Raw genomic sequence first — 23,735 nt, forward strand, 5'->3', positions numbered from 1 at the left:
TATAAAGATGAAGAGGTTATAAAAGCTATAAAAAAAGAGACATCATATTTGATGCCTCTTTCTTATTGCTCTTTAGATTTTTATTGTTCTTTGATTGATATAGAGCTGCGTTATTTTGACAAATCACGACCACGGCTGGCTTCGATAGCTAAACGTAGACCATTTAGACGGATAAAGCCCTCAGCATCTTTTTGATCATACGCGCCTGCATCATCTTCAAAAGTAGCAATTTTTTCATCAAATAAGGAATCATCTGACTTACGACCGACTACGCTCACGCAGCCTTTGTATAGTTTGACGCGTACGGTACCGTTGACATATTCTTGTGATTTGTCAATCATAGCTTGTAGCATCATACGCTCAGGGCTAAACCAATACCCATTATAGATAATCTTAGCGTAGCGCGGCATCAGCTCATCTTTTAGATGCGCCGCCTCACGATCAAGGGTCAATGACTCAATACCGCGGTGTGCTTTTAGCATGATCGTACCCGCTGGTGTCTCATAGCAGCCACGTGACTTCATACCGACGTAGCGGTTTTCGACAATATCTAAGCGCCCAATACCGTGCTTGCCACCAATATCGTTAAGCTTAATCATCACCTCATAAGGCTTTAGCGCTTCGCCATCGATTGCAACGATATCACCTTTTTCATATTCTAACTCTAAATACTGAGCCTCATCAGGCGCGTTCTCTGGACTGACTGACCAGCGCCACATATCTTCTTCTGCTTCAGCATACGGATCTTCTAGGATACCGCCCTCATAAGAGATGTGTAGCAAGTTGGCGTCCATTGAATAAGGCGACTTGGTCTTGTTGCCTGCATAGTCGATAGCGATGTCATGCTCTTTGGCATAGTCCATCAAGCTTTCGCGGCTCGACAAATCCCACTCACGCCAAGGAGCAATCGTTACCACATCTGGTGATAAAGCCACCGCACCAAGCTCAAAGCGTACTTGATCATTGCCTTTACCCGTCGCTCCATGGCTTATGGCGTCAGCACTGTGTTCTTTGGCAATTTCAACCAAACGCTTGGCAATTAGTGGACGCGCAATAGAAGTACCTAATAAGTACTCGCCCTCATAAATCGCGTTGGCGCGGAACATCGGGAACACATAATCACGAGCGAACTCTTCACGTAGATCCTCGATATGGATGTGTTTAATACCCATCGCTTGTGCTTTGGCGCGAGCTGGCTCAACCTCTTCGCCCTGACCGATGTCAGCGGTAAAGGTAATGACCTCAGCGTCGTAAGTCTCTTGTAGCCACTTGGCGATGATTGAGGTATCAAGACCACCTGAGTAGGCGAGTACAATTTTATTAATATTTTTGGGATCAAGCTGAGCCATAAATAACTCCTGTTATGATAAGTTGATAATACAAAAGAGTGCTAATAAACATTAAGCGGTCAATAAGACGCTCAGTGTACATCATATTTACTATAGGCAAAAGTATCACTACGCCAAACCGCCCTTTATCTATGGATTCATCTTTAAATTTAACAATTGCAGGAACAGCGGGTTCAATAAATTAGGCATAGAGGCGACGTGCATATTCAGTCAAGCTAGCAAATCTGTTACTATGACCACAGCCAAATACGATCAACGATCACCCTCCTCAATCTTTACATCTAATAATAGAGTGCTATGAACCCGACTACTGATTCGACAACACAAATTACTATTTTGCAGCCAGATGATTGGCATATTCATCTACGTGATAATCAAGCGCTAGCGACGACTGTCGCTCATGCAGCTAAGAGTTTTAACCGCGTCATCTGCATGCCAAACTTAGTACCACCAATCAAAACCTTTGACGAGGCTCGTAATTATCGCGCTCGTATTCTCAGGCATCTAGAAGAGAGTAACCTTGTAGCTGAGCGCAAAACTGGCTTTGACCCGCGTATGACGCTATATTTGACGGACCATACTAGCGTACAAGATATCGAAAACGCAGCAAAATCTGGCATCGTCGAGGCGGTCAAACTCTATCCCGCTGGAGCGACGACCAACTCTGCAGATGGTGTTACAGATATCAATGGTCTGGTAGATGTTTTTGAAGCGCTAGAAAAACACGATCTGCCGCTACTTATGCATGGCGAAGTCACGCACGATCATGTCGATATCTTTGATCGTGAAAAACGCTTTTTAGATGATGTCTTAGCGCAAATTATCGTAAAATTTCCAACGCTAAAAATCGTACTAGAGCATATCACGACCAGTGATGCCGCTGATTTTGTACTGTCACAAGGCAACCAGATTGCAGCGACAATTACCCCGCAGCATCTCATGTTTAATCGCAACCATTTACTGCTTGGTGGTATCAAGCCGCATTTTTACTGCTTACCTATCCTAAAGCGCGAAAAACATCAAAAGGTGCTACTCGACGTGGCGACCAGTGGTAATCCCAAGTTCTTTTTGGGTACAGATTCAGCGCCGCATGCTACTGATCAAAAAGAAAACGCTTGCGGCTGCGCGGGTTGTTATAGCTCAGCGATCGCCATGCCTTTGTACGCCACTGCTTTTGATAGTGTCGGTAAGATAGATAAATTAGAAGGCTTTGCCAGTCGTTTTGGGCCACAGTTCTATGGCTTGCCTGTGAATGAGAGTACTATTACTTTGGTAAAAACCCCAATGCAAGTGCCCAGTGACTACCCTTACTTTGATGGCTCAACTTTAACGCCGCTCATGGCGGGTGAAACCCTGCCTTGGTCGCTAAAAGTTTAACACCACCCCTTATAACAAGTGATACAACCTGATATGACCATTCAAAGTAATACAAGCCATAATACAAATGTAGCTGTAGTAGACAAGGATATTATCGATACGACGACCGATATAAAACCAGTGGGTGACCAAACAGATGATCATACCACTAACATTCCAGCGCCAATGACCTTAAAAGAGCGCTTTCGTAAGTTCTTACCAGTCGTCGTCGATGTCGAAACTGCAGGATTCAACGCGCAAACTGACGCCCTGTTAGAGATCGCTTGTATTCCTATCTTGATGAATGAGCAAGGGGTATTTTATCCTGGCGCGGCGCTGAACGCTCATATTGAGCCTTTTGAAGGGGCAAACTTAGAGCCGCGCGCGCTGGATTTTACGGGTATAGACCCAAACAACCCAATGCGTAAAGCTATTGCAGAAGATGAAAAAACTGCTCTGCGACGAATATTTAAGGGTCTAAAAGAAGTGCGAAAAGCTGAGGACTGCCGCCAGTGCGTGCTAATCGGTCACAATGCACACTTTGATTTGAACTTTTTGAACGCTGCAGTTGTGCGTACCAATAGCAAAAACCACAACCCCTTTCATCAGTTTTCAGTGTTTGATACGGTGACACTCGCAGCGGTTGCTTTTGGTCAGACAGTACTCGCCCGCGCTTGCAAGGCGGCGGGGCTTGAGTTTGACGGTAATGATGCCCATTCGGCGCTATATGATACCCAAAAAACAGCCGAGCTATTCTGTCATATTCTCAATCACTACCCTATGCTGCCCAATGCATTATACGCAGAACCTACAGACACTCACATAGAAGCTGATGCTAACAAACATAAGTAACATGTAACTTTAGTTTGCCAGCACTGGTTTATCGCTCAAAGTTAATAGATACTAATAAGACAGCGACTAATTTTAAGGTTAGGTATATGCCTTTCATAGCGCTTTAGTATTTATTTTGTACTTTGACATCTTGGTATGTGATTGGTGAAGATATGGCTATTGATAGCTAGCATAACCTAAAGACATCCCTTAGATGAGCTAAGTCATCAACATAACCTCAGTGATTTGTAATTGAAAGTGCTAGGTTTACTAAGAGGGATTTGGTTATGGAACCACATTACATGGTATGGGGCACTATCTTTGGCTATATGGCACTTGCTTTGACGATTAGTGCTATTACCTCACTATGGATTCGCTACCATCTCAAACGTAAAAATCTACATCCAAGACGTGCACTCAAAAAAAGATATTTGATGTTGAAAAAACGTCGAAAAAGGCTTGACAGTAAGCATCGACGCTATTAGAATATGCACCACTTCGGCATAAATGGTGAAAGCAGCTGAAGACGTAGTACCTAGTCCCCATCGTCTAGAGGCCTAGGACACCGCCCTTTCACGGCGGTAACGGGGGTTCGAATCCCCCTGGGGACGCCATATATAAATGCTTTGGCATTTCAAAACCTTCAAACTCTATGATAGAGCTTGAAGGTTTTTTTATGTTTTTGTGTTTGCAAAACTGCTCGTATATCCCTCATACCTAAGGCATAAAAAAGCTGACAACAAGTGCCAGCTTTTATTAAACTTTAGGTTTTAGATTTTATCCGCCATAAGTAGCCAAGGTATAGTCATAATGATTAATAAGGCTAGTACAGATTGAATTAAAAAGAAAGCTTGGTGTTCACCGACAACTTTGCTAAGTGTCACGCCAAGCGCACTATATTTAATAGGCTGAGTATCAGACTCACCTTTTTGATCAATATCATCATATAAATGATGCAATACCTCTAAGAACTGTAAGTATTCATCACAATTCCAATTATAAGGTTTAAAAGGCATCAATGCCTTGATTCTCATATCCTTGACCATACAGCGCTCAAGTACAATTGAGCGTAACGACCATCCAGAAAAATGACGCTCATCAAGTTCTGAGAAGTCTAGTATCTTTAAATCTTTGTGACGATCATCTAATAGTAAGCGGTTTTTTAGGTTTGTCAGGTCTTGCTCGCGACCTTCGACACACTGAAAAAAGTAGCCATTGCCGTAACAAAGGATACCCGTAATATCGTTGTTGTAATTGTTCTGTGTCGCTAATTTTGCAATATCATTGAGTGTGCTAGAACCTACAAGTCCAGCAGTAGTAATGCGGCTGATGTAAACCAGTTGATAAAGATCTTTGGTATCTGAATTTGTCATAGCATGCACAGGTGACAATCAGCCTCTCCTTATTATTATACGGTTTGTAAATCAATAACTACTAAAACTAGTCTTATATTATTGATTTAATTTGTTTTATATTTATTGTATTAAGATGGTTACATCATAGGCTAATTACGTACCAATAGCAAAACATAATTTCTCTGACTAGTCAGAATTATAATTATTAGTTATTGACAATTATATATCAAATATTGAATATATAGATGAGAGTTGTTTTTATTTACGCTCTCCACCCTACATTTTGCGGTAGCTCATCAAATTATTTTTGTGACTGTATTAAAGATAAAATGAGTAGCTCATCATCGGCGTAGGTCAGTTTGATGTTTTGCCGACTACCAGTAACGAGTCTTATTGGTAAGTTTAGATACTCAAAAGCACTGGCTTCATCAGTGATACTCAAATGTTGCAGCGCCACATGCTCAAGTACTTTTGTGAGCGCTCCTGCACGAAAGACTTGCGGGGTTTGTGCTTGCCACATGCCCTCTCGATCAACAGTATGAGAGACGTAGCACCGTGAGGTATCGTCCTGCTGCGCTTGCTTTAGAGTATCCGCTACTGGTGCTGCTAAAATAGCGCCATAAGGCTCAAGCTTGGCCGCCGCAATAACCTCATCTATATCTGTTAAAGGCACAGTAGGACGTGCTGCGTCGTGAATAAGAATCAAATCATCATCACTTGCGCCTTTACTCATGATGGCCTCTATCCCTGCGCTGACGGATTGCCAACGCTCAGTACCACCAGTGGCGTAGAAAACAGGCATTGCAAATTTTAGATTTTGCGCTGTATTATCATCTGCTGCCACAACGAGCAAACACTCGGTAATCTGCTCGCTTTGAGCTAATCTCCCAACGCTATGCTGCAATAGAGTCTGATTGCCGAGAATAGTATATTGCTTAGGCACAGACGCACCAAAGCGGCTGCCGCGACCAGCAGCGACAATCATTGCATGCAATTTAGGGGTTTTATTCATGTGAGAGGTTCGTGATAAAAAAAGAGCTCATACTAATGATAAGTTATAGCATCGCCATATGCTATGTTATTGACTATGCGTTGTTGGTGCAGTAGATATTTGAACAAAGGTTTCATTGGGTTTGATCAACCCCAAATCTAGCCGCGCGTGCTCCTCTACGGCCTCAAGTCCATTTTTTAAATCGCTTACGTCAGTGCGTAGTAAGTTATTGGCTGCAACTTGGTTGTCATTGAGCTGCTGCTGATTATCAATCTGGGCACTGAGCTTACTATGCTCAAATCGACCGTTTTCACCCAGCCAATATTGATATTGCAGGCCCATCAACACAGCAACTGCAAAAGCTAATAGTATAAACTGGCTAAAGTATTTCATAGTAGGCGCGCAAAATATAAGGATACTAAGTACAAATAAAAAGCAGTATGTCATTGGGTACAAAATCACACACTGCTTTGTTTGAATGGTTTTAACCGCGTAAACCGATGAACTCATCAGCGCCGCGATAGCTGGCACGAATTTGCTGCTCTATACGCAAAAGCTGGTTGTATTTAGCAACGCGATCTGAACGGCACAAGGAGCCTGTCTTAATTTGACCTGCTGCGGTACCTACGGCAAGATCAGCAATCGTGCTATCTTCAGTCTCACCTGAGCGGTGCGAGATAATCGTGGCGTAGCCGTTTTTCTTCGCTAAATAAATAGCATCAAGCGTCTCTGATAAGGTGCCAATTTGGTTAAACTTAATCAAAATAGCATTAGCAATATGCTTATCGATGCCTTCTTGCAAAATAGCAGGATTGGTCACAAATAAATCATCGCCGACCAGTTGTACTTTATCCCCGATTTGCTCGGTTAGATACTTCCAGCCCTCCCAATCGGACTCATCTAAACCATCCTCGATAGAAATGATAGGGTACTGGCGAGTAAGACCAACGAGGTAATCGGAAAACCCTTGGTTATCAAAGGACTTGTTGCCCTCGCCTGCCAAGACATATTTACCGTCTTTATAAAACTCAGTAGCGGCGCAGTCGAGCGCTAGGTAAATGTCTTTGCCTGCGCTATAACCTACTTGCTCAATCGCTTGCATAATGACAGTAATGGCTTCTTCATTGCTACGCAGATCAGGAGCAAAGCCGCCTTCATCACCAACAGCAGTATTTAAGCCTTGTGATCTAAGCACCGACCTTAAGCTATGAAAAATCTCGGTACCGGCACGCAATGCTTCTGAAAAACTGGTAAAGCCCACAGGCTCAATCATAAACTCTTGGATATCAACCGTATTGTCCGCATGCTCGCCACCATTGATGATATTCATCATAGGTACCGGCATCGTCAGCGACGTCTGATTGCGCAGATTAGCGATGTACTGATGTAGCGGTAATCTTTGCGCCTTTGCAGCAGCTTTGGCAACAGCAAGAGACACTGCAAGCATAGCATTAGCGCCCAAGTTGTCCTTGTTTTCGGTACCATCAAGAGCAATCATTGCATCATCAATCGCTTGCTGCTCGGTGACGTCTTTGTCCATCAAAGCACTACGAATTTGACTATTGACGTTAGCCACTGCTTTTTTGACGCCGCGACCCATATAACGATCCTTGTCGCCATCACGTAGCTCAAGCGCTTCACGTGAGCCTGTTGACGCGCCACTTGGTGCAGCAGCGCGACCAATAGTCCCATCAGCTAAGATCACATCAGCTTCAATCGTTGGGTTACCTCGTGAGTCTAAAATTTCACGAGCGCGGATGTCTTTGATAGCGATATCGTTAGTGGTTTCTTCAGCGTACATAATGTCTAATCGTTCCTTTGGTCATGCCAAGTTTGTGGGATAAAAAGGGCAAGCTATAAACAAAAATAAATTTCGTGATAATGCTTGGCATCATAGCATAAATTTTGTCAAACATCGCCCATCTTCGAGACAACAATAAGCGATTCATCGCGTCAGTTAGAGCGCGAAAATACATGATAAACAAATAAGATTTTATGATTGCAAATGTTAAGCGTCTATCACTTTTGGTTTGCTAGTATTCACCTTAGCATTAGAACCTGACACGGTATTCGTCAGCTCAACCTCAGTCTTAAAGCGCGTTAAACGTAGGGCATTCATCAAGACTGATATGGAGCTAAGCGCCATCGCTGCTGCCGCTATCATCGGGTTCAAAAATCCAAAAGCTGCCAGAGGAATACCCAAGCAATTATAAATAAACGCAAAAAATAAGTTTTGTTTGATATTGCGTACCGTGGCCTGAGCGATCTTTTGCGCCGCATCAATATGCATGAGCGACTCGCCCATCAAGCGTGCAGACGCGCTGTGCTGTGCCACATCAGTCCCCTCAAACATCGCAAAACTGGCATCAGCGGTCGCCATAGCGGGTGCATCATTGACGCCGTCACCTGCCATTGCCACTTTGTGACCTGCTGCTTGAAGTTTGGCAATCTGACTGGCCTTGTCGCGTGGACTCATCGTGCCATAAGCTTTGGTGATACCCAGTTGCCCTGCCACATGATCGACCACAGACTGCTTATCACCACTCATAAGCACCACATTAATGTCAGCGGCTTGCAAGGCGGCAATCGCTTGCGGCGTATCGTCTTTTAGATCATCTGCTAGTGCAAAAGCGCCAAGCGGTTCATCATTGATACTGACGGCGACCGTACTGGCAATACTCCAAACCTTGGGCATATGTTTAGGTAAATTTAGTTCAGCAAACTCAGCTGTGCCCACCTTTATGAGTCCTAAGCCTGCGATAGTGGCCTGAATACCTGCGCCTTTGATGACGCTGACGTCAGTGACGTCTAGTAATGGCAGATTGCGCTCTATAGCTGCATTGATAAGGGCAGTCGCTAGCGGATGACTGGCATGAGCCTCCACACTTGCGGCAATCTGTAACACATCATCGACAGCTAACGACTTATCGACCATAACTTGATCGACAATCACAGGTTTACCTATCGTTAGCGTACCTGTCTTGTCCAGCACAACTGTATCTATATCGCCCGCTGCCTCTAAACTTTGCGCGTCTTTGAACCAGACGCCATGACGCGCCGCGACCCCCATCCCTGCCATAATCGCAGCAGGCGTGGCAAGGCCTAACGCACAAGGACAGGCGATGACTAAGACAGATACAGCATGCATTAGTGCGGTATCGACTCTACCGGTAAACCACCATGTCAGTGCAAAAGTCGCAACGGCAATGGCCACTACGACGGGCACAAAAATAGCGGTGACTCTATCGGCAAGGCGCGCCAGCTTGGCCTTTGAGCCTTGGGCGTCGCTGAGCGCTTGTACCATATCGCCAAGCTTAGTATCACTGCCTTTGGCGCTGACACGGTACAGCAAGCTACCATTCTCAACGAGCGCACCTGCCAGTAGCGTATCGTTAACGTCTTTTTTGAGCGGTACCGACTCCCCTGTCAAATGACCTTCAACGCACCAGCCACTACCGTCAACAACAGTGCCATCGGTTGCCACGCGGCTACCTTGCTTAGCCCGCAAGATATCACCAATTTGCACGTCTTTTAGAGCAACATTGTGAAAATCGCCATTGGGCTGCTCTAATTCAACTTCATCTGGGGTGAGCGATAGCAGTAAATCAATACTGTTTAGACTTCTCTTTTTGGTGCGCTCTTCTAGATATTTACCTGTACGTACAAAGGCAATGACCATCACTCCGGCTTCAAAATATACCCCAGGGCCATGACCTTCGATATTTAACAAACTCGCCAGACTGCCATCACCGTGCGTCAGCCACAGATAAGTAGAATACGCCCAAATAGTCACGGTACCGATGACCACAAGTACATCCATGTTAGCGAGGCCACCTTTGAGTGACGCCCAAGCACTACTATAAAAAGGCAATGCCAAACCGAACTGGACGATCGTCCCCAAGATAAACTGTATCCATACTGGCGGCATCCACGCCATACCCTGTCCTACTAGCATGCCTGCCATACCTACCAAAAATGGCACCAGACATATCCAAAGCGCAATCAGTCGCCATGGCCTTTTGGTTGCCGTATCCTCATCGTTTTGCGCAAACAGCGAGTCACCAGCTTGCAGGTTGGCGACAAAGCCTGTTTTATTGACCCACTCTGTGACTTGCTCTGGTGTGGTCTCGCTAGGGTTGTAGTCAACATTGGCAGTCTCACCTGCGAAGTTGACGCTCACCTCATAGATAGAGGGCTTTTTATTGAGCACTTTTTCAATACGCGAGGCACAGGCTTGGCACGACATACCGTCAATCGCCAATTGCAAATGCGCACGTTGCGGCGCTTGCTGAGTGTTTGACTCAACATCGGTGTTAACCTCATTGCTGACCTTGTTGGCAGTACCAGCATCATAGTTAGAATCAGTCGCGGCGCTAGAATCAGTCATAGATAAAACTCAAAATACGATGGATAGGGATACAATTTTTAGCAATGCATTTTATTATACTAAAAAACATACTATAGTAATAAGATGGTTGCTATTACCGCTAATGCAAGTGATTAAGCGGTTATCAGTAGTGAATAGCCTTGCTACCACTCAGTAATGAGACTGCCATTAAAAAAACCAGCCATGATAGCTGGTTTTGAGATCGTACTCTAAAATTATGAGTTAGCGACTTCGGCATCAAAACCGCCTTCAGTAATGACTGCAGCGATCTCGTCCGCGCTGGTCATAGTGTCATCAAAAGTAACGGTCGCCTGATTGGTTGGTAGCTCAACCGTCATGCTGATGAGACCTTCAAGCTCGGTGGTCACGCCGTGTACACTCTCTACGCATTTGTCACAAGTCATACCGTCAATCTTAATAATTCTAGTTTGATGTGCCATGCTAGGCTCCTTTATTAGATCAAATTAATGTTAATTATAAGCTTGGAATAAGCTAATACCTTTATACCCTAAGCGATATCAGTACCAACATCAACTCAGTTTGGTAAAGAAGTTCGCGACTACTCATGATTAAAATTTAATTGTCAGGGTTTTGCGGCGCGTCAATCGGAAATGGCTGCGTCACATAATCGACCATACTAATCGCTGCGGTGAACGCATGAATGCTGGTATCGGTATCGTCATAGCGGATAAGCGCTGTATTAGTATCCGCATCAAGCTCTACCGCAACGACGCCAGTTATATTCTGTAGCGCAGTCATCACACTATCCAAACCCTCAGCATCATCGATATTCTCAATGCTGACCTTTGCCATCTTAATCGCCATTGCCTTATCCTTTTATTACAAATTTAGCTACTCTGTTGCTCTCACCCTTGTTTAATGAGTATCTAACACCGCAAAGCTTTTTACCAGATCATCGATCTGCTTGAGCTGGCTTAAAAAAGGTTCAAGCTGACTGGTTCTGAGCGCGCATGGGCCATCACACTTCGCAGTTTCTGGATTAGGATGCGCTTCCAAAAACAGCCCTGCTAGTCCCGTTGCCATGCCAGCACGCGCAAGCGTCGTTATTTGCTCGCGGCGCCCGCCTGCGCTATCACTACGAGCGCCTGGCTGCTGTAAGCTATGCGTCACATCAAAGAACACTGGCACATTCATCTGCTTCATCGTATCAAAGCCGAGCATGTCGACAACCAGATTATTATAGCCAAAAGCACTTCCACGCTCACATAAGATGAGGGTGTCGTTGCCCGCCTCTAAGCATTTATTCATAATATGACGCATCTCATGCGGCGCTAAGAACTGGGCTTTTTTGATATTGATAATCGCGCCTGTCTTTGCCATAGACTCTACCAGATCCGTCTGACGGGATAAAAACGCAGGCAGCTGGATAATATCAGATACCTCAGCGACGGGCTGCGCTTGATACGGCTCGTGCACATCAGTAATAATCGGCACTTGAAACTTCTCTTTGATTTGTCCGAGCCAATCAATACCCTTCTCGAGCCCCGGGCCTCGATATGAGTGTAGGCTTGAGCGATTGGCTTTATCAAAGCTGGCTTTAAACACATAGCCGATGCCCAGACGCTCACATATCTCGATGTATTGTTCAGCGATCTCAAACGCCATCTCTTTTGATTCAAGGACATTCATCCCACCAAAAAGTACAAACGGCTGATCGTTGCCAATATTGATAATTTTGCTATTAGGGGTCTTTAGCTCAATATGTGACTGCGCCTGTAATACATTATCCATTATTCGTTTTCCTATTTATTGTTATCAACAATTTATGTTAAGACTTATCGCTATTGTAACCGATACAACGATAAAGAAAAGTCCACGAACGTAATCGTCTCTCTCGCTATTTTCAGCTCATAATTCAACCTAGTTCATTATTTGATAAAGATTGAGGGCTAAACGTCTCAATCGGATATAAAAAAAGACCAATCCGTAGATTAGTCTTTTATTGGCTAAAGTTTAAAACAATTGCTATAGCTTATTTATCATTATAATTCTTTGCCGCTTTGACAAAGCTATTAAACAGCGGATGACCACCGCGTGGCGAGCTAGTAAATTCAGGATGGAACTGTACCGCGATAAACCAAGGGTGCTCGCTGATCTCAACCGACTCGACCAGATGCTGCTTGGCAGAGTAGCCTGATATCATCATGCCCGCTTGCTCTAGTGGCTCAATATAGCGATTGTTCATCTCATAACGATGACGGTGACGCTCGGTGATATTGTTAGCGCCGTATATTTGCGCAAGCTTACTACCTGCGACCAGCTCCGCTTGCTGCGCGCCTAAGCGCATCGTACCGCCAAGATCTGAATCATCACTACGAATCTGTAGCTCACCGCGCTCGTCTAACCACTCGGTAATCAGACCAATAATAGGTTCTGCCGTTTTGCGATCAAATTCTGACGAATTAGCATCAATACCTAGCACATTACGCGCATACTCAATCACTGCCAGCTGCATACCTAAGCAAATCCCAAGATACGGGACGTTGTTTTCGCGGGCGTAAGTAATGGCTTTTATCTTACCCATTGTACCGCGCTCACCGAAGCCACCTGGGACTAAAATGCCATCAGCCTCACTTAGGCGCGCGTATAGAGCATTATCGCTCTCTAGATGTTCAGCGTCGATATAGTCAATGACGACTTTGGTCTGATGAGTGATGCCAGCGTGAAGCAGTGCCTCATTAATCGACTTATAGGCATCAGGTAGCTCAACATACTTACCGACCATAGCAACAGTGACCGTGGATACAGGATTGAGCTGCGCTTTAACGACTTTATCCCAATCGCTCAAATCGGCTTCTGGTACGTCTAAACCAAAACGCTCACAAATCAAATCATCAAGATCTTGCTCATAAAGCGTACGAGGTATCTGATAGATGCTTTGTGCATCTTCACACATGATAACCGCACGCTCCTCCACGTTGGTAAATAACGCAATCTTACGGCGGTTGTCTTGAGAGATATGGTGATCAGAGCGGCAGATTAAGATATCAGGTTGCAGGCCGATAGAGCGCAGCTCTTTGACCGAATGCTGAGTCGGTTTGGTCTTGGTCTCGCCAGCACTGGCGATATAAGGTACTAGTGTCAAATGCATCAGCATGGCTCTATTGCGGCTCAGCTCGACTTGCATCTGACGCACGGCTTCCATAAAGGGCAGTGATTCGATATCACCAACCGTACCGCCAATCTCGATAATGGCGATGTCGTAGCCCTCACCGCTGGCTAGAATTTTACTTTTGATCTCATCAGTGATATGCGGAATGACCTGTACCGTGCCGCCTAAATACTCACCGCGGCGCTCTTTATTAAGTACGTTTTGGTAGATACGGCCACTGGTGAAATTATTGCTCTTACTCATCTTTGAGTGACGCAGAAAACGCTCGTAGTAGCCCAAATCCAAATCTGTCTCAGCGCCATCTTCGGTGACAAATACCTCGCCATGCTGGAAGGGACTCATAGTACCGGGATCGACGTTGATATACGGATCCATCTTGGTCATGGTTACAGAGACGCCGCGCGCTTCTAATATGGCGGCTAAGGAAGCAGCGGTGATTCCTTTTCCTAGTGAGGACACGACCCCACCGGTCACAAATATAAATTTGGTCATAGTACTCATCAATAATTGGTAAAGAAGGATTTTACTAAAAATACGCCATGAAATATAGAGCAAAAGCTAAACTCGCTCAAATCTCTCATTTTGGGCAATGAGATTAAAACAAATACTCAAGACCGCCGCCAATGACTAAGACCTCAATATCAGCGACGCCGCGGCTTTGATTCACAAGATCAGTATAGTCCGCTGAGTTTTTGCCGATGTAAGCATGAGCGATGATATTGTCTTTAAAATCATACTCACCACCCAGCACCAGCTGTTTGGATTTATTGTTACCAATACCATTTAGGTTGTCTGTCTGGTTGTACTGCAGATATACGCTAGTAGGACGCGCAAAATTATCTAGTGATGCCTTAGCGCTCGCAATCAACCCTTTTTCTTTTTTAGACCCTCTAAAATTATAATCCGCTTGCTGGTATAGCAGCCCCATTGTGAGCGGCGCTGGTATATCAATATATTCATCTAGATCTACCGTCAGCGTAGCGCGTATGACCTCACCGCTATAGTCGAGACTTTGCTCATCATCACCGTCAGTAACTTCACTTGAGGCATTAATACTACCGCGTACCTCGATATCCTGACTGTAGGTCACGCCAGCTCTAATACCGTCTTTATCATAAGTTAAAGACGCCCCAAAACCATCATCACGCCCTATGCTCTGGCTTTCATTAGTTGCATACTGCGCCACTAGGTTAAAATGCTTATAAGTTGGAGCTATCCATATGACTGAATTGTCTTTGCGCGTGTAGTCAATCATATTAAGCGCTGAGACGAGCTCATCAGAACCCAGCTTAGTTTTGCCCAAATTATCCCAATAAGCTCTGGTGACGACAGGCTCATAAGCATAACTTAAAATAGAGGAGTTGCGACCAAAACGAAATTCGCCAACACCTTTGCCCTTGAGACCTAAATAGGTATCTCGGCTCAACAGATTGCGGCTGCCCTCACCATCAAAATCAACGCCATATTCCAGCTGATAAATGATGCTCGTATTGTCTGTTATCGCCTCAGATCCTCTAAATCCAAGTCTCGAAGAGTTTGAGTTGACTTGTAATGAGCCACTATCGGATAAATCAGAAACATCACTACGATGACTGTAGTCTGCTTGACTATCAACGTAATCGGCCGTGACAAAAGCTTTGCCGTAGATCTCTGGCACGGCATAAGTTGTTGTCATAGGTAAACTGATAATCGACGCGGCGATGAGTCGCTTATTCATAACATATCTCTACTTATTTATTAAAATGTTGACTGATAGCTATGCAAACCATTCTTAAAATCGATAGTTTAAGCTTACCTATTTCTAAAGATTAAATAAAGCAAACAAAAAACTCACCCCGAAGGATGAGTTCTTAATAAACCATGTCTTGCATTTAGATTAGAATAAGTATTCTAGACCAGCACCGATAGCAAGAACGTTTGCATCACCGCTACCACGAACACTAACAACTTCACCATTATCACCGTCTACATCTTCACGGGTAAAGAATCTATCATTGTCTAAATCAGCAGAGTTATAACCAGCGTAAGCATGCGCAATCATATTGTCTTTAAAGAAGTACTGACCACCAACCACAAACTGGTCAGAGTCATTGCCGTCAAGACCACTTAAGCTATCTGTTTTATTGTACTGCGCATAAATAGCTGCTGGACGAGCAAAGTTATCTAGACCCATTTTGGCACTAACGATTAGGCCGTCTTCTTCACCAAGACCATCATAATCAGCTTGCTGGTATAGCAGTCCCATTGTAATTGGCATAGTAATGTAGTTACTTAGATCTAAACTTGCGGTACCACGCAGGATGTCTCCATTGATGGTCATGTCTTTATCATAAGCCACACCAACCGTAAAGCCTGTGCCTGGGTTGTAGTTCAATGAAGCTCCGTAACCTTCGTCACGATCATCGCTATCAGAGACAAAAGTCTCATCAGCACCGTACTGTAGTACTAAGTCTAATGGCAAGTCATTATACTTAGGCGCAAACCACATGATAGAGTTGTTAATACGGCCGCCATCAGTCATAGTCAACGCTTCAGCAACGGTTCCGCCATTAATACTACTGGCACCAATGTTATCCCAATAGCCTTTGGTCACTAGTACGTTATCAAGAACATAATCGGTTACCGAGTAGTTACGACCAAAACGGAATTGACCGTATTGCTCATTAGCCAGGCCAAGATAGGTATCACGGCTTTTGAAGCCAATGTTGTCATCGCCGCTATCATCGATGTTGATAGCGTATTCTAACTGATAAATGACATCAGTATTGGCAGTGATGGCCTCAGAGCCTTTAAAGCCTAAACGTGAGATGTTTGAGTTCACTTGCAATGAATCACTATCGTTATTGATTCTTTGTATATCGCCGTCAAAATCAGTGTCTACAGTCTCTTCAACGTCAAGCTCGGCATTAACATAATCGGTAGTGAGGAAGGCTTTACCGTATAAAGTAGGTGCAGCATTAGCAGCTGATACAGACAGTGCGGCAACTGCTGTAGCTAAAAGTAGTTTTTTCATAAAGTGTCTCCACTTCGTAATTTTGTCAAGATTGGTAAGTAAAATTCTTTAATGAAAAACTCACCCCGAAGGATGAGCTCTTAACAATAATATCGATACAAGGCTTAGACTAGAAGATGTATTCTAAACCGCCACCAATAGCGAATACGTCAGCATTGATGTCGTCACTGTCAGCTGAGTTAATCCCTGCATAACCATGAGCGATGATATTGTCTTTGTACTCGTACTTACCACCAACAACGATTTGGTCAGAATCTAAGCTATCAATACCGCCAACGTTGTTGGTCTTATCATATTGGATATAAGCTTGCATTGGACGAGCAAAGTTAGTCAGTATCATATCAGCGCTAATAACAAAAGCATCTTCTTCTTTAGCTCCGCGATAGTCATAGTCCGCTTGCTGATACAAACCAGACAAAGTAATCGGGTAAGCCATGTACTTACCTAAATCGGCAGAAGCTGTGATGCGTAATATATCACCGCCTGTCGTTTCAGAAAAAGAGTTTTCTAATACTTCCTCCGTAATAGGATCAATCACCTCATCAAAGTCATTGGTATTACTGATACTCATGTCTTTATCATAAGCAATACCAGCGGTAAAGCCTGTACCGGCGTCAAAGAATAAGGAAGCACCAAAGCCGCTATCATGCTCGTCATTACTAGAGACAAGAGACTCATCAGCGCCGTACTGCAAAGCAAGCTCTAATGGCAAATCGTTGTACTTTGGCGCGATCCAAACGATCGAGTTATTGATACGAGTACCATCCGTTAATGTCAAAGCGCTAGCGATAGAGCTATCGTCCAGACTACTAGCGCCAATATTGTCCCAATACCCTTCGTTGCGCGAGACATTGTTGATGTAATCAATCACTGAGTAGTTGCGACCAAAACGGAATTGACCAACATTCTGATTAGTCAGACCCAAATAAGTATCACGACTGTTGAAGTTTCTATCTTCGCCATCAACGGCGATGCCATATTCTAATTGATAGATCACATCAGTATTTGCGGTTATCGGCTCAGAACCTTTGAACCCTATACGTGAAGAGTGCGAACTAACCTGCACCGAACTATTATCTTCGTTACCGTTGATAGTATCACCAGGTAGATCCATAGACTGACGGTCAAGTTCAGCATTGACATAGTTAGCAGTCACGAATGCTTTACCGTAGACAGTTGGCGCTGCCTGAGCGGCAGAAACTGATAGCGTTGCAATTGCTGAGGCTAAAAGTAATTTTTTCAAAGGATATCTCCACTTTACGATTTGAGTGATAAATTGGCTGATACATATAATGGCAAGGTGCTACTCTATAAAACATTTATATATATGAGCTAGAAGCATTACTTAGACACAACTTTACCAAACAAATATTACAGTAATATGAAAAACCAAAATTTACACAGTTGTTACTATTAATTTTACGGAACCTATTATTCAATACACGCTGCTGTTTAAAACACACTATTGATTATAAAATAAAAAAACTCACCCCGAAGGATGAGTTTTTTGTACTAGCTCTAAGGGGTTAAATTTAGAAGATATATTCTAAACCGCCACCGATAGCGAATACGTCAAGATCGTTACCACGAGTAACAAGCGTCTCGCCGTCATCTTGTAAAAGCTGAACATCGTTAAGATCTGCTGAGTTTTGGCCGATATAAGCATGAGCAATCATGTTTTTCTTAAACTCGTACGTACCACCAACGACCAACTGATCTGAATCAGCATTGTCGAAACCATCAATGTTTGACGTGTTGTTATACTGAGCATAGACAGTCGCTGGGCGAGCGAAGTTGTTTAGACCCATCTCAGCGCTGATTACAAAACCGTCTTCGTTTTCACTACCAAAGTCATCGCTAGTATCGAAATCAGTCTGCTGATACATAGCGCCAACGGTTACAGGGTAAGCAACGTAATTGCTTAGATCAACACTAGCCGTACCGCGTAGGATACTACCTGGAATGTTTAGATCATTACTATAAGCAACACCAGCGGTAAAGCCCATACCTGGATCAAACATCAATGATGCACCAAAACCTTCACTACGATCATCGCTGTCTACGACAAAATCTTCGTCAGCACCATACATAAGGGCTAGCTCTAATGGTAAGTCGTTGTACTTAGGCGCGATCCAGACGATAGAGTTATTAACACGGTTCGCATCTGTCATGTTCAATGCATCGATAAGATTAGCATCACCAAAGTCAGCGCTAGCTGGTCCTAGGTTATCCCAGTAGCCTTCGTTAACAGTGACGTTGTTAACATAATCAACAACTGAATAGTTACGACCAAAACGGAACTGACCAAAGTCTTGGTTATCAAGACCAAGATAGGTATCACGGCTTTGGAACGTTCTATCTTCACCATCAACAGCAATGCCATACTCTAATTGATAGATAACATCAGTATTAGCGGTCATAGCTTCAGAGCCTTTGAAACCAATACGCGAGATGTTAGAGTTAATTTGCAACGAATCAGAGTCATCGACATCGTTATCAGCGTTGACATAATCAGTAGTGATAAAGATCTTACCGTAGACCGTTGGAGCAGCTTGCGCTGCTGATACAGATAGAGCAGCAACTGCTGTGGCTAAAAGTAGTTTTTTCATGGGGTATCTCCACTTACAATTTTAGTAGTAGGCTGGCTATCATTAGCTGGTGCCCGTAATGGTATCGTCACAAATCCTCAAAAGATAAAATATGTAACTGACGACCGGAATCTGTTCAAAAAAGTGTGGTATGTCTATCACTATCAGGTAAAAAACCATTACTTAAAGAATCGTATGCTTACATGTAACCCTTATGTAAAATTTGGCTTTTAACACTTCAATGTGTAACATCCGTTACCAAACTCATACTTCGGCTATAAGCATAACAACTCTGACATAATTTGCAACATTTTTTTGAGCTAATTGTTTCTACTGTGTGTCAAATATTCTCTAGAGACAACGTTTTATTTGCCTTAGACAACATTCGTAAACCGAAAAAAATATCATTATATTGTATTTAATACCTATAACTATTATCGAGAAAACCGTATTCATTGATAAATAAATTTTTACCCACAAAAAAGCGCCACCTATCCTAAGATAGATGACGCTGTTCTTAACGAGCTTGCAAGCAGGTTAATTATTTACTTTTAAAAATTAGCCTTTAGATCTAGGCGAGCTTGATGCAATAAAGGCTCAGTATAACCGCTTGGTTGCTCGCGACCCTTGAATACAAGATCACAAGCAGCCTTAAAGGCATAAGAGTGCTCAAAATTATTTGCCATAGGCTGATAGCTATTGTCACCTGCGTTTTGCTCATCGACGACTTTTGCCATACGCTTCATGGTTTCCATAACTTGCTCTTCACTCACCACGTCATGATGGAGCCAGTTGGCAATATGCTGACTTGAAATACGCAGTGTTGCGCGATCCTCCATGAGACCCACATCATTGATATCTGGCACTTTTGAGCAGCCAACGCCTTGGTTAACCCAGCGTACCACGTAACCTAAGATACCTTGCGCATTGTTATCAAGCTCGTTTTGTATCTCTTCATCGCTCCAATCAGTATTAGCAGCAAGCGGTATGGTTAAGATATCATCGAGACTCGCGCGCGCGCGAGATTTTAGCTCGTCTTGTACGTCCGCAACGTTGACTTGATGATAGTGCATAGCATGCAAAGTCGCGCCTGTTGGTGAGGGTACCCAAGCGGTACTAGCACCTGATTTTGGATGCGCCGCCTTGGTCTCCATCATCTCCTTCATCTCATCAGGCTTCGCCCACATGCCTTTACCGATTTGTGCATGACCTTGCAAGCCAACTTCAAGGCCAATATCAACGTTCCACTGCTCGTAGGCTGGCTGCCAAGCTTGCGACTTCATATCCCCTTTAGGTACGAACGCGCCAGCATTCATACTAGTATGCATCTCATCACCTGTACGATCCAAGAAGCCTGTATTGATGAAGATCACGCGCTCTTTAGCTTGACGAATCGCTTCTTTTAGATTGACTGTCATGCGGCGCTCTTCATCCATAATGCCAATTTTGAGCGTATTACGCTCAAGACCTAATAAGTCCTCTGACGCATTGAACAAGTCGTTTGCCATTTTGACTTCATCAGGACCATGCATTTTTGGCTTAACGATGTACATAGAGCCTTTGCGTGAGTTGGATAGCTCGCTTTTGCCTTTTAGGTCATTTAGAGTTAATAACGGGGTGATCAAGCCATCCATAAGCCCTTCAAAGATTTGTTCTTGCCCGTCACCCAAATCAACTAAGATGGCTGGGTTTTGCATCAAATGACCGACGTTACGGATAAGCAGTAACGAGCGGCCGGGCAAAATCAGCTTACCGCCATCTGGCGTCGTATATTCGCGGTCTGGGTTTTGCTTACGCGTACGCGTCTTGCCGCCCTTCTCAAAGGTCTCTTGCAGATCGCCGTTCATAAGACCTAACCAATTGCGATAAACTTCGACTTTTTCTTCGGCGTCCACAGCAGCGATAGAATCTTCACAATCTTGAATCGCAGTAATAGCAGACTCTAACAAGACGTCTTTGATACCAGCAGGGTCATCCTTGCCCACTGGATGAGCGCTATCGATTTGAATCTCGGCATGTAGGCCGTTGTTCTTGAGCAATACTCCTGTTGGGCTATTGGCATCACCGACGTAGCCTACGAACTTATTCGCATCTTGTAGCTTGGTGCTGCTCTCGCCTTGTACAATCTCAAGCGCGCCATCTACAACTCTAAAGCCTGTTGCATCACGGTATGACCCTGAGGCCAAAGCGAAGTTTTCATCCAAGAAATTTTTGGCATAAGCGACAACGGCGGCGCCGCGAGTTGGGTTGTAGCCGCCAGTGGCTTCTTGACCGTTTTCATCGCTAATCACATCTGTGCCATATAGGGCATCATACAAGCTGCCCCAGCGCGCGTTAGTGGCGTTCAATGCATAACGAGCGTTACGTACAGGTACTACCAACTGCGGGCCTGCGATATGTGCAATCTCGTCATCGACATTTTGCGTGCTGACTTTGAAGTCCTCACCTTCTGGCAACAAATAACCGATCTCTTGCAAAAACTGCTTATAAGCTGCGGTATCGATTTCGCCGTTTTTGGTAGGATGTTGTAGATGCCACTGATCGATCTGCTTTTGCATCTCATCACGAGTGGCAAGCAGTGCCTTATTACGCGGCGTAAATTCTTTGATAACCTTCTCAAACCCTGACCAATAGCTGTCTGAGTCAAAACCAACTTTGGGTAGGACTTCATTTTCAATAAAGTCGTACAAGATTTGGTCAATGGCAAGAATTCCTTTTTGGATACGGTTGGTTTGAGAATACTGACTCATACAGATGTCCTTATGATTTGGTAATAGTTATGACTATCAGGTTTTTGTTGAATGTAGATGACATATAAATACTCAAAAACACATGGCTTAAGAGTATTTGGCATCAAAGTATTTGGCGCTTGATGATTTAATCTTGGGATTGATGTTTGATTGTAACTACACCGCAAAATATTATCCTACTATCAAATCAAAAAATTAACAAGGATATGCTATTTTGTGGCTAAATGTTGACATTGCTCTGTAGTGATACCCTATGCTCCATCAGGCTTTGATAACTTACGTATTGCATATCGAGTAGACGACTAAGGAGTAAAGTTAAACTGTAAGTAATCATTTCAATAGTTATTTAGTCTCAAAGTCATGCCTCAATGGCAGCTGACTTGATATAATCGGTGCACAGTGATGAAATTTAATACTTTATGGATAGCTACTAGATTATGAATGTTGAACACTTAGAGATAACACAGACCAATAATACTTCATCAGTCTTTTTTGCGGACGACAGCGATGATAGTAGAGTACAAGACGAGGATGGCCAGCAACTACGACCCCCTACCAAAGTTGATATGAGCGCTGTCTATGAGTTTTTGGGCGCGCGTACTTCGCAAGCTTGGATTGATGCAGCAGTGAATAATATACCTCTAATTATTCAAGATCATGCCAACTGCGAAAAAAAGGCAGCGGGAACAGCGATGAACCTTATCTTTCGCTATGAGTTTGCCCATGATTTGCAGTGCAAACTGGCACAACTCATACGCGAGGAGATGCTGCATTACGAGCAAGTACTAGGTATCATGAAAGAGCGCGGACAAGACTGGATGCACTTGGGTGCAGGTCGTTATGCCAAAGGCATGTTAAAGCATAAACGTACTTATGAGCCTGCCGCGATGATAGACGTGCTGATCATAGGGGCGTTTATCGAAGCACGCTCCTGTGAGCGTTTTGCAGCGCTCAGCCATGTGATAGATGATGCGCGCCTTAGTAAGTACTATCGTTACTTGCTAAAATCTGAGAGTCGTCATTTTGAGGATTATCTAGCATTGGCGCAATCGTTGTCTGATACTTGTATCAACGAGCGTGTTGATTTTTTTAAAGCTATTGAGAGCGAGCTGATATCTACGCCTGACGATGAACTACGCTTTCATAGCGGCGTACCTATTTAGCTTGCTTATAATCGATGTCTTTTAATAAAAATTGATGTCTTTTAATAATAACAAAAGCAGCGACTATTGTTAGTCACTGCATTTGTTAAGCACTGCTTTTTTATTTTATGCTAACTGATACTTACCTTTTAGACTCAGTAACGTCAGTATCGTATTGCTTATTGTCTTTGGCAATATGATGCGGATCATGATCATCCGTCGTGCGCTCAGCAGCTGCTGGATTCGCTTTTTGTAGTGCGTCGTCTTGCACGATACCTTCATTGTCATCAGAATCTTTTAGCTTGTAATTGGTATCATCATGCATGTCTTTTGGCGTACTCATGCCCTACTCCTTTACTATCGTTATCTGTGCTTTTGCGCTCTATACCTTTGTACATTGTACCTTTTATTTTATACACAATCGCGACTAGTCTTTTTCGTCAGGCGTTAATGTACGAGTTTGCGCATTATTTACATTCGCGTAGCGATTGCGATCGGTAATCTCATCACTTTGCGGCGCTTCACTTCCTACCGTATCTTCATTGATGTTTTCATCAAAAGCCGTGCTGCCTTCTTGATCGCGGCGATCAGGTTGACGCGCTGGATTATCACCATCTTTGACGTGCTCGCTGTCGACTATGTTATCTTCAAAAGTGTCAGTGCCTTTGTTAACAGTCGTATTGTCTTCGATCTTTTCGTGGTTGTCTGAAGCTAAGTTATGAGCATCGTCATTAACGATAGCAGTGCCGCTTTCTCTATTGGTGTTATCAATACGTGTTTTGCTCAGGGCTGGATCGTTAGTCTTCATTGTTATGTCCTTTATTATTATTTAATAGGCTT

Annotated in this window: 21 protein-coding genes and 1 tRNA gene; 5 read left to right on the forward strand and 17 right to left on the reverse strand. The window is 43.8% G+C overall.

Annotated elements, in window-relative coordinates; genetic code table 11:
- Positions 1–110: 110 nt before the first annotated feature.
- Entirely contained in the window at positions 111–1,349 is a 1,239-nt protein-coding gene (locus tag ACR64J_RS08990) for an argininosuccinate synthase (RefSeq protein WP_435949359.1), read from the reverse strand.
- 297 nt (positions 1,350–1,646) lie between these two features.
- On the opposite strand from ACR64J_RS08990, the gene pyrC reads away from it, so the two are divergent.
- The 4 genes from pyrC (at position 1,647) to ACR64J_RS09010 (ending at position 4,150) form a co-directional block, all read left to right on the forward strand.
- Complete coding sequence (gene pyrC, locus ACR64J_RS08995; RefSeq protein WP_317198647.1) at positions 1,647–2,726, forward strand: dihydroorotase; 1,080 nt, start codon at positions 1,647–1,649, stop codon at positions 2,724–2,726.
- A gap of 165 nt (positions 2,727–2,891) precedes the next feature.
- Complete coding sequence (gene rnt, locus ACR64J_RS09000; protein WP_317198786.1) at positions 2,892–3,557, forward strand: ribonuclease T; 666 nt, start codon at positions 2,892–2,894, stop codon at positions 3,555–3,557.
- Between the two features lie 266 nt (positions 3,558–3,823).
- Positions 3,824–4,021, forward strand: a complete 198-nt coding sequence (locus ACR64J_RS09005; protein WP_317198648.1) for a hypothetical protein — start codon at positions 3,824–3,826, stop codon at positions 4,019–4,021.
- A 53-nt stretch (positions 4,022–4,074) separates the two neighbouring features.
- Positions 4,075–4,150 (forward strand) — tRNA-Glu (locus ACR64J_RS09010).
- 156 nt (positions 4,151–4,306) lie between these two features.
- Here ACR64J_RS09010 and ACR64J_RS09015 read toward each other — a convergent pair.
- From ACR64J_RS09015 to ACR64J_RS09080, 14 genes are all read right to left on the reverse strand, one after another.
- Positions 4,307–4,918: a BLUF domain-containing protein gene (locus ACR64J_RS09015; RefSeq protein ID WP_435951059.1), complete on the reverse strand. Its 612-nt coding sequence runs from the start codon at positions 4,916–4,918 to the stop codon at positions 4,307–4,309.
- Positions 4,919–5,192: 274 nt separating this feature from the next.
- Positions 5,193–5,903 (reverse strand): 2-C-methyl-D-erythritol 4-phosphate cytidylyltransferase, encoded by a 711-nt coding sequence (ispD, locus tag ACR64J_RS09020; RefSeq protein ID WP_435949360.1) that lies wholly within the window; start codon positions 5,901–5,903, stop codon positions 5,193–5,195.
- 66 nt (positions 5,904–5,969) lie between these two features.
- Positions 5,970–6,275, reverse strand: coding sequence for an FtsB family cell division protein (locus ACR64J_RS09025; protein WP_317198650.1), 306 nt, complete (start codon positions 6,273–6,275; stop codon positions 5,970–5,972).
- Between the two features lie 91 nt (positions 6,276–6,366).
- Positions 6,367–7,683: a phosphopyruvate hydratase gene (eno, locus tag ACR64J_RS09030; protein ID WP_435949361.1), complete on the reverse strand. Its 1,317-nt coding sequence runs from the start codon at positions 7,681–7,683 to the stop codon at positions 6,367–6,369.
- 207 nt (positions 7,684–7,890) lie between these two features.
- Complete coding sequence (locus ACR64J_RS09035) at positions 7,891–10,269, reverse strand: heavy metal translocating P-type ATPase (RefSeq protein ID WP_435949362.1); 2,379 nt, start codon at positions 10,267–10,269, stop codon at positions 7,891–7,893.
- Positions 10,270–10,484: 215 nt separating this feature from the next.
- On the reverse strand, positions 10,485–10,709 hold the full coding sequence (locus tag ACR64J_RS09040; protein ID WP_317198653.1) for a heavy metal-associated domain-containing protein: 225 nt from the start codon (positions 10,707–10,709) through the stop codon (positions 10,485–10,487).
- Between the two features lie 136 nt (positions 10,710–10,845).
- A complete protein-coding gene (locus ACR64J_RS09045) occupies positions 10,846–11,094 on the reverse strand; it encodes a heavy-metal-associated domain-containing protein (protein WP_317198654.1) in 249 nt (82 codons plus the stop codon).
- 51 nt (positions 11,095–11,145) lie between these two features.
- A complete protein-coding gene (kdsA, locus tag ACR64J_RS09050; RefSeq protein ID WP_435949363.1) occupies positions 11,146–12,021 on the reverse strand; it encodes a 3-deoxy-8-phosphooctulonate synthase in 876 nt (291 codons plus the stop codon).
- A 241-nt stretch (positions 12,022–12,262) separates the two neighbouring features.
- Positions 12,263–13,894 (reverse strand): CTP synthase, encoded by a 1,632-nt coding sequence (locus ACR64J_RS09055; protein WP_435949364.1) that lies wholly within the window; start codon positions 13,892–13,894, stop codon positions 12,263–12,265.
- Between the two features lie 103 nt (positions 13,895–13,997).
- Positions 13,998–15,119, reverse strand: a complete 1,122-nt coding sequence (locus ACR64J_RS09060; RefSeq protein ID WP_435949366.1) for a porin — start codon at positions 15,117–15,119, stop codon at positions 13,998–14,000.
- 159 nt (positions 15,120–15,278) lie between these two features.
- Positions 15,279–16,415, reverse strand: a complete 1,137-nt coding sequence (locus ACR64J_RS09065) for a porin (protein ID WP_435949367.1) — start codon at positions 16,413–16,415, stop codon at positions 15,279–15,281.
- Positions 16,416–16,524: 109 nt separating this feature from the next.
- The gene (locus tag ACR64J_RS09070; protein ID WP_435949368.1) at positions 16,525–17,658 is read right to left on the reverse strand and encodes a porin; all 1,134 of its coding nucleotides are present in this window, start codon (positions 17,656–17,658) and stop codon (positions 16,525–16,527) included.
- A gap of 289 nt (positions 17,659–17,947) precedes the next feature.
- On the reverse strand, positions 17,948–19,024 hold the full coding sequence (locus tag ACR64J_RS09075) for a porin (RefSeq protein ID WP_435949369.1): 1,077 nt from the start codon (positions 19,022–19,024) through the stop codon (positions 17,948–17,950).
- 530 nt (positions 19,025–19,554) lie between these two features.
- Positions 19,555–21,753, reverse strand: a complete 2,199-nt coding sequence (locus tag ACR64J_RS09080; RefSeq protein ID WP_435949371.1) for a malate synthase G — start codon at positions 21,751–21,753, stop codon at positions 19,555–19,557.
- A 437-nt stretch (positions 21,754–22,190) separates the two neighbouring features.
- Here ACR64J_RS09080 and ACR64J_RS09085 point away from each other — a divergent pair, with 437 nt between their 5' ends.
- Entirely contained in the window at positions 22,191–22,916 is a 726-nt protein-coding gene (locus ACR64J_RS09085; protein ID WP_317198661.1) for a tRNA-(ms[2]io[6]A)-hydroxylase, read from the forward strand.
- A gap of 121 nt (positions 22,917–23,037) precedes the next feature.
- Here the strand turns inward: ACR64J_RS09085 and ACR64J_RS09090 are convergent, their stop codons facing one another.
- The gene (locus tag ACR64J_RS09090) at positions 23,038–23,238 is read right to left on the reverse strand and encodes a hypothetical protein (RefSeq protein ID WP_435949372.1); all 201 of its coding nucleotides are present in this window, start codon (positions 23,236–23,238) and stop codon (positions 23,038–23,040) included.
- An 84-nt stretch (positions 23,239–23,322) separates the two neighbouring features.
- Positions 23,323–23,703 (reverse strand): hypothetical protein, encoded by a 381-nt coding sequence (locus ACR64J_RS09095; protein WP_435949373.1) that lies wholly within the window; start codon positions 23,701–23,703, stop codon positions 23,323–23,325.
- Positions 23,704–23,735 lie beyond the last annotated feature (32 nt).

Source organism: Psychrobacter sp. DM8 (genome assembly GCF_051307025.1).
Taxonomy (GTDB): Bacteria; Pseudomonadota; Gammaproteobacteria; order Pseudomonadales; family Moraxellaceae; genus Psychrobacter.

What these genes read in the sequence shown, in the direction of transcription:
- ACR64J_RS08990 (WP_435949359.1), bottom strand. Translation starts at nt 1,349, where the DNA reads ATGGCTCAGCTTGATCCCAAAAATATTAATAAAATTGTACTCGCCTAC.
- pyrC (WP_317198647.1), top strand. Translation starts at nt 1,647, where the DNA reads ATGAACCCGACTACTGATTCGACAACACAAATTACTATTTTGCAGCCA.
- rnt (WP_317198786.1), top strand. Translation starts at nt 2,892, where the DNA reads ATGACCTTAAAAGAGCGCTTTCGTAAGTTCTTACCAGTCGTCGTCGAT.
- ACR64J_RS09005 (WP_317198648.1), top strand. Translation starts at nt 3,824, where the DNA reads ATGGAACCACATTACATGGTATGGGGCACTATCTTTGGCTATATGGCA.
- ispD (WP_435949360.1), bottom strand. Translation starts at nt 5,903, where the DNA reads ATGAATAAAACCCCTAAATTGCATGCAATGATTGTCGCTGCTGGTCGC.
- ACR64J_RS09025 (WP_317198650.1), bottom strand. Translation starts at nt 6,275, where the DNA reads ATGAAATACTTTAGCCAGTTTATACTATTAGCTTTTGCAGTTGCTGTG.
- eno (WP_435949361.1), bottom strand. Translation starts at nt 7,683, where the DNA reads ATGTACGCTGAAGAAACCACTAACGATATCGCTATCAAAGACATCCGC.
- ACR64J_RS09035 (WP_435949362.1), bottom strand. Translation starts at nt 10,269, where the DNA reads ATGACTGATTCTAGCGCCGCGACTGATTCTAACTATGATGCTGGTACT.
- ACR64J_RS09040 (WP_317198653.1), bottom strand. Translation starts at nt 10,709, where the DNA reads ATGGCACATCAAACTAGAATTATTAAGATTGACGGTATGACTTGTGAC.
- ACR64J_RS09045 (WP_317198654.1), bottom strand. Translation starts at nt 11,094, where the DNA reads ATGGCGATTAAGATGGCAAAGGTCAGCATTGAGAATATCGATGATGCT.
- kdsA (WP_435949363.1), bottom strand. Translation starts at nt 12,021, where the DNA reads ATGGATAATGTATTACAGGCGCAGTCACATATTGAGCTAAAGACCCCT.
- ACR64J_RS09055 (WP_435949364.1), bottom strand. Translation starts at nt 13,894, where the DNA reads ATGACCAAATTTATATTTGTGACCGGTGGGGTCGTGTCCTCACTAGGA.
- ACR64J_RS09060 (WP_435949366.1), bottom strand. Translation starts at nt 15,119, where the DNA reads ATGAATAAGCGACTCATCGCCGCGTCGATTATCAGTTTACCTATGACA.
- ACR64J_RS09065 (WP_435949367.1), bottom strand. Translation starts at nt 16,415, where the DNA reads ATGAAAAAACTACTTTTAGCTACAGCAGTTGCCGCACTGTCTGTATCA.
- ACR64J_RS09075 (WP_435949369.1), bottom strand. Translation starts at nt 19,024, where the DNA reads ATGAAAAAACTACTTTTAGCCACAGCAGTTGCTGCTCTATCTGTATCA.
- ACR64J_RS09080 (WP_435949371.1), bottom strand. Translation starts at nt 21,753, where the DNA reads ATGAGTCAGTATTCTCAAACCAACCGTATCCAAAAAGGAATTCTTGCC.
- ACR64J_RS09085 (WP_317198661.1), top strand. Translation starts at nt 22,191, where the DNA reads ATGAATGTTGAACACTTAGAGATAACACAGACCAATAATACTTCATCA.
- ACR64J_RS09090 (WP_435949372.1), bottom strand. Translation starts at nt 23,238, where the DNA reads ATGAGTACGCCAAAAGACATGCATGATGATACCAATTACAAGCTAAAA.
- ACR64J_RS09095 (WP_435949373.1), bottom strand. Translation starts at nt 23,703, where the DNA reads ATGAAGACTAACGATCCAGCCCTGAGCAAAACACGTATTGATAACACC.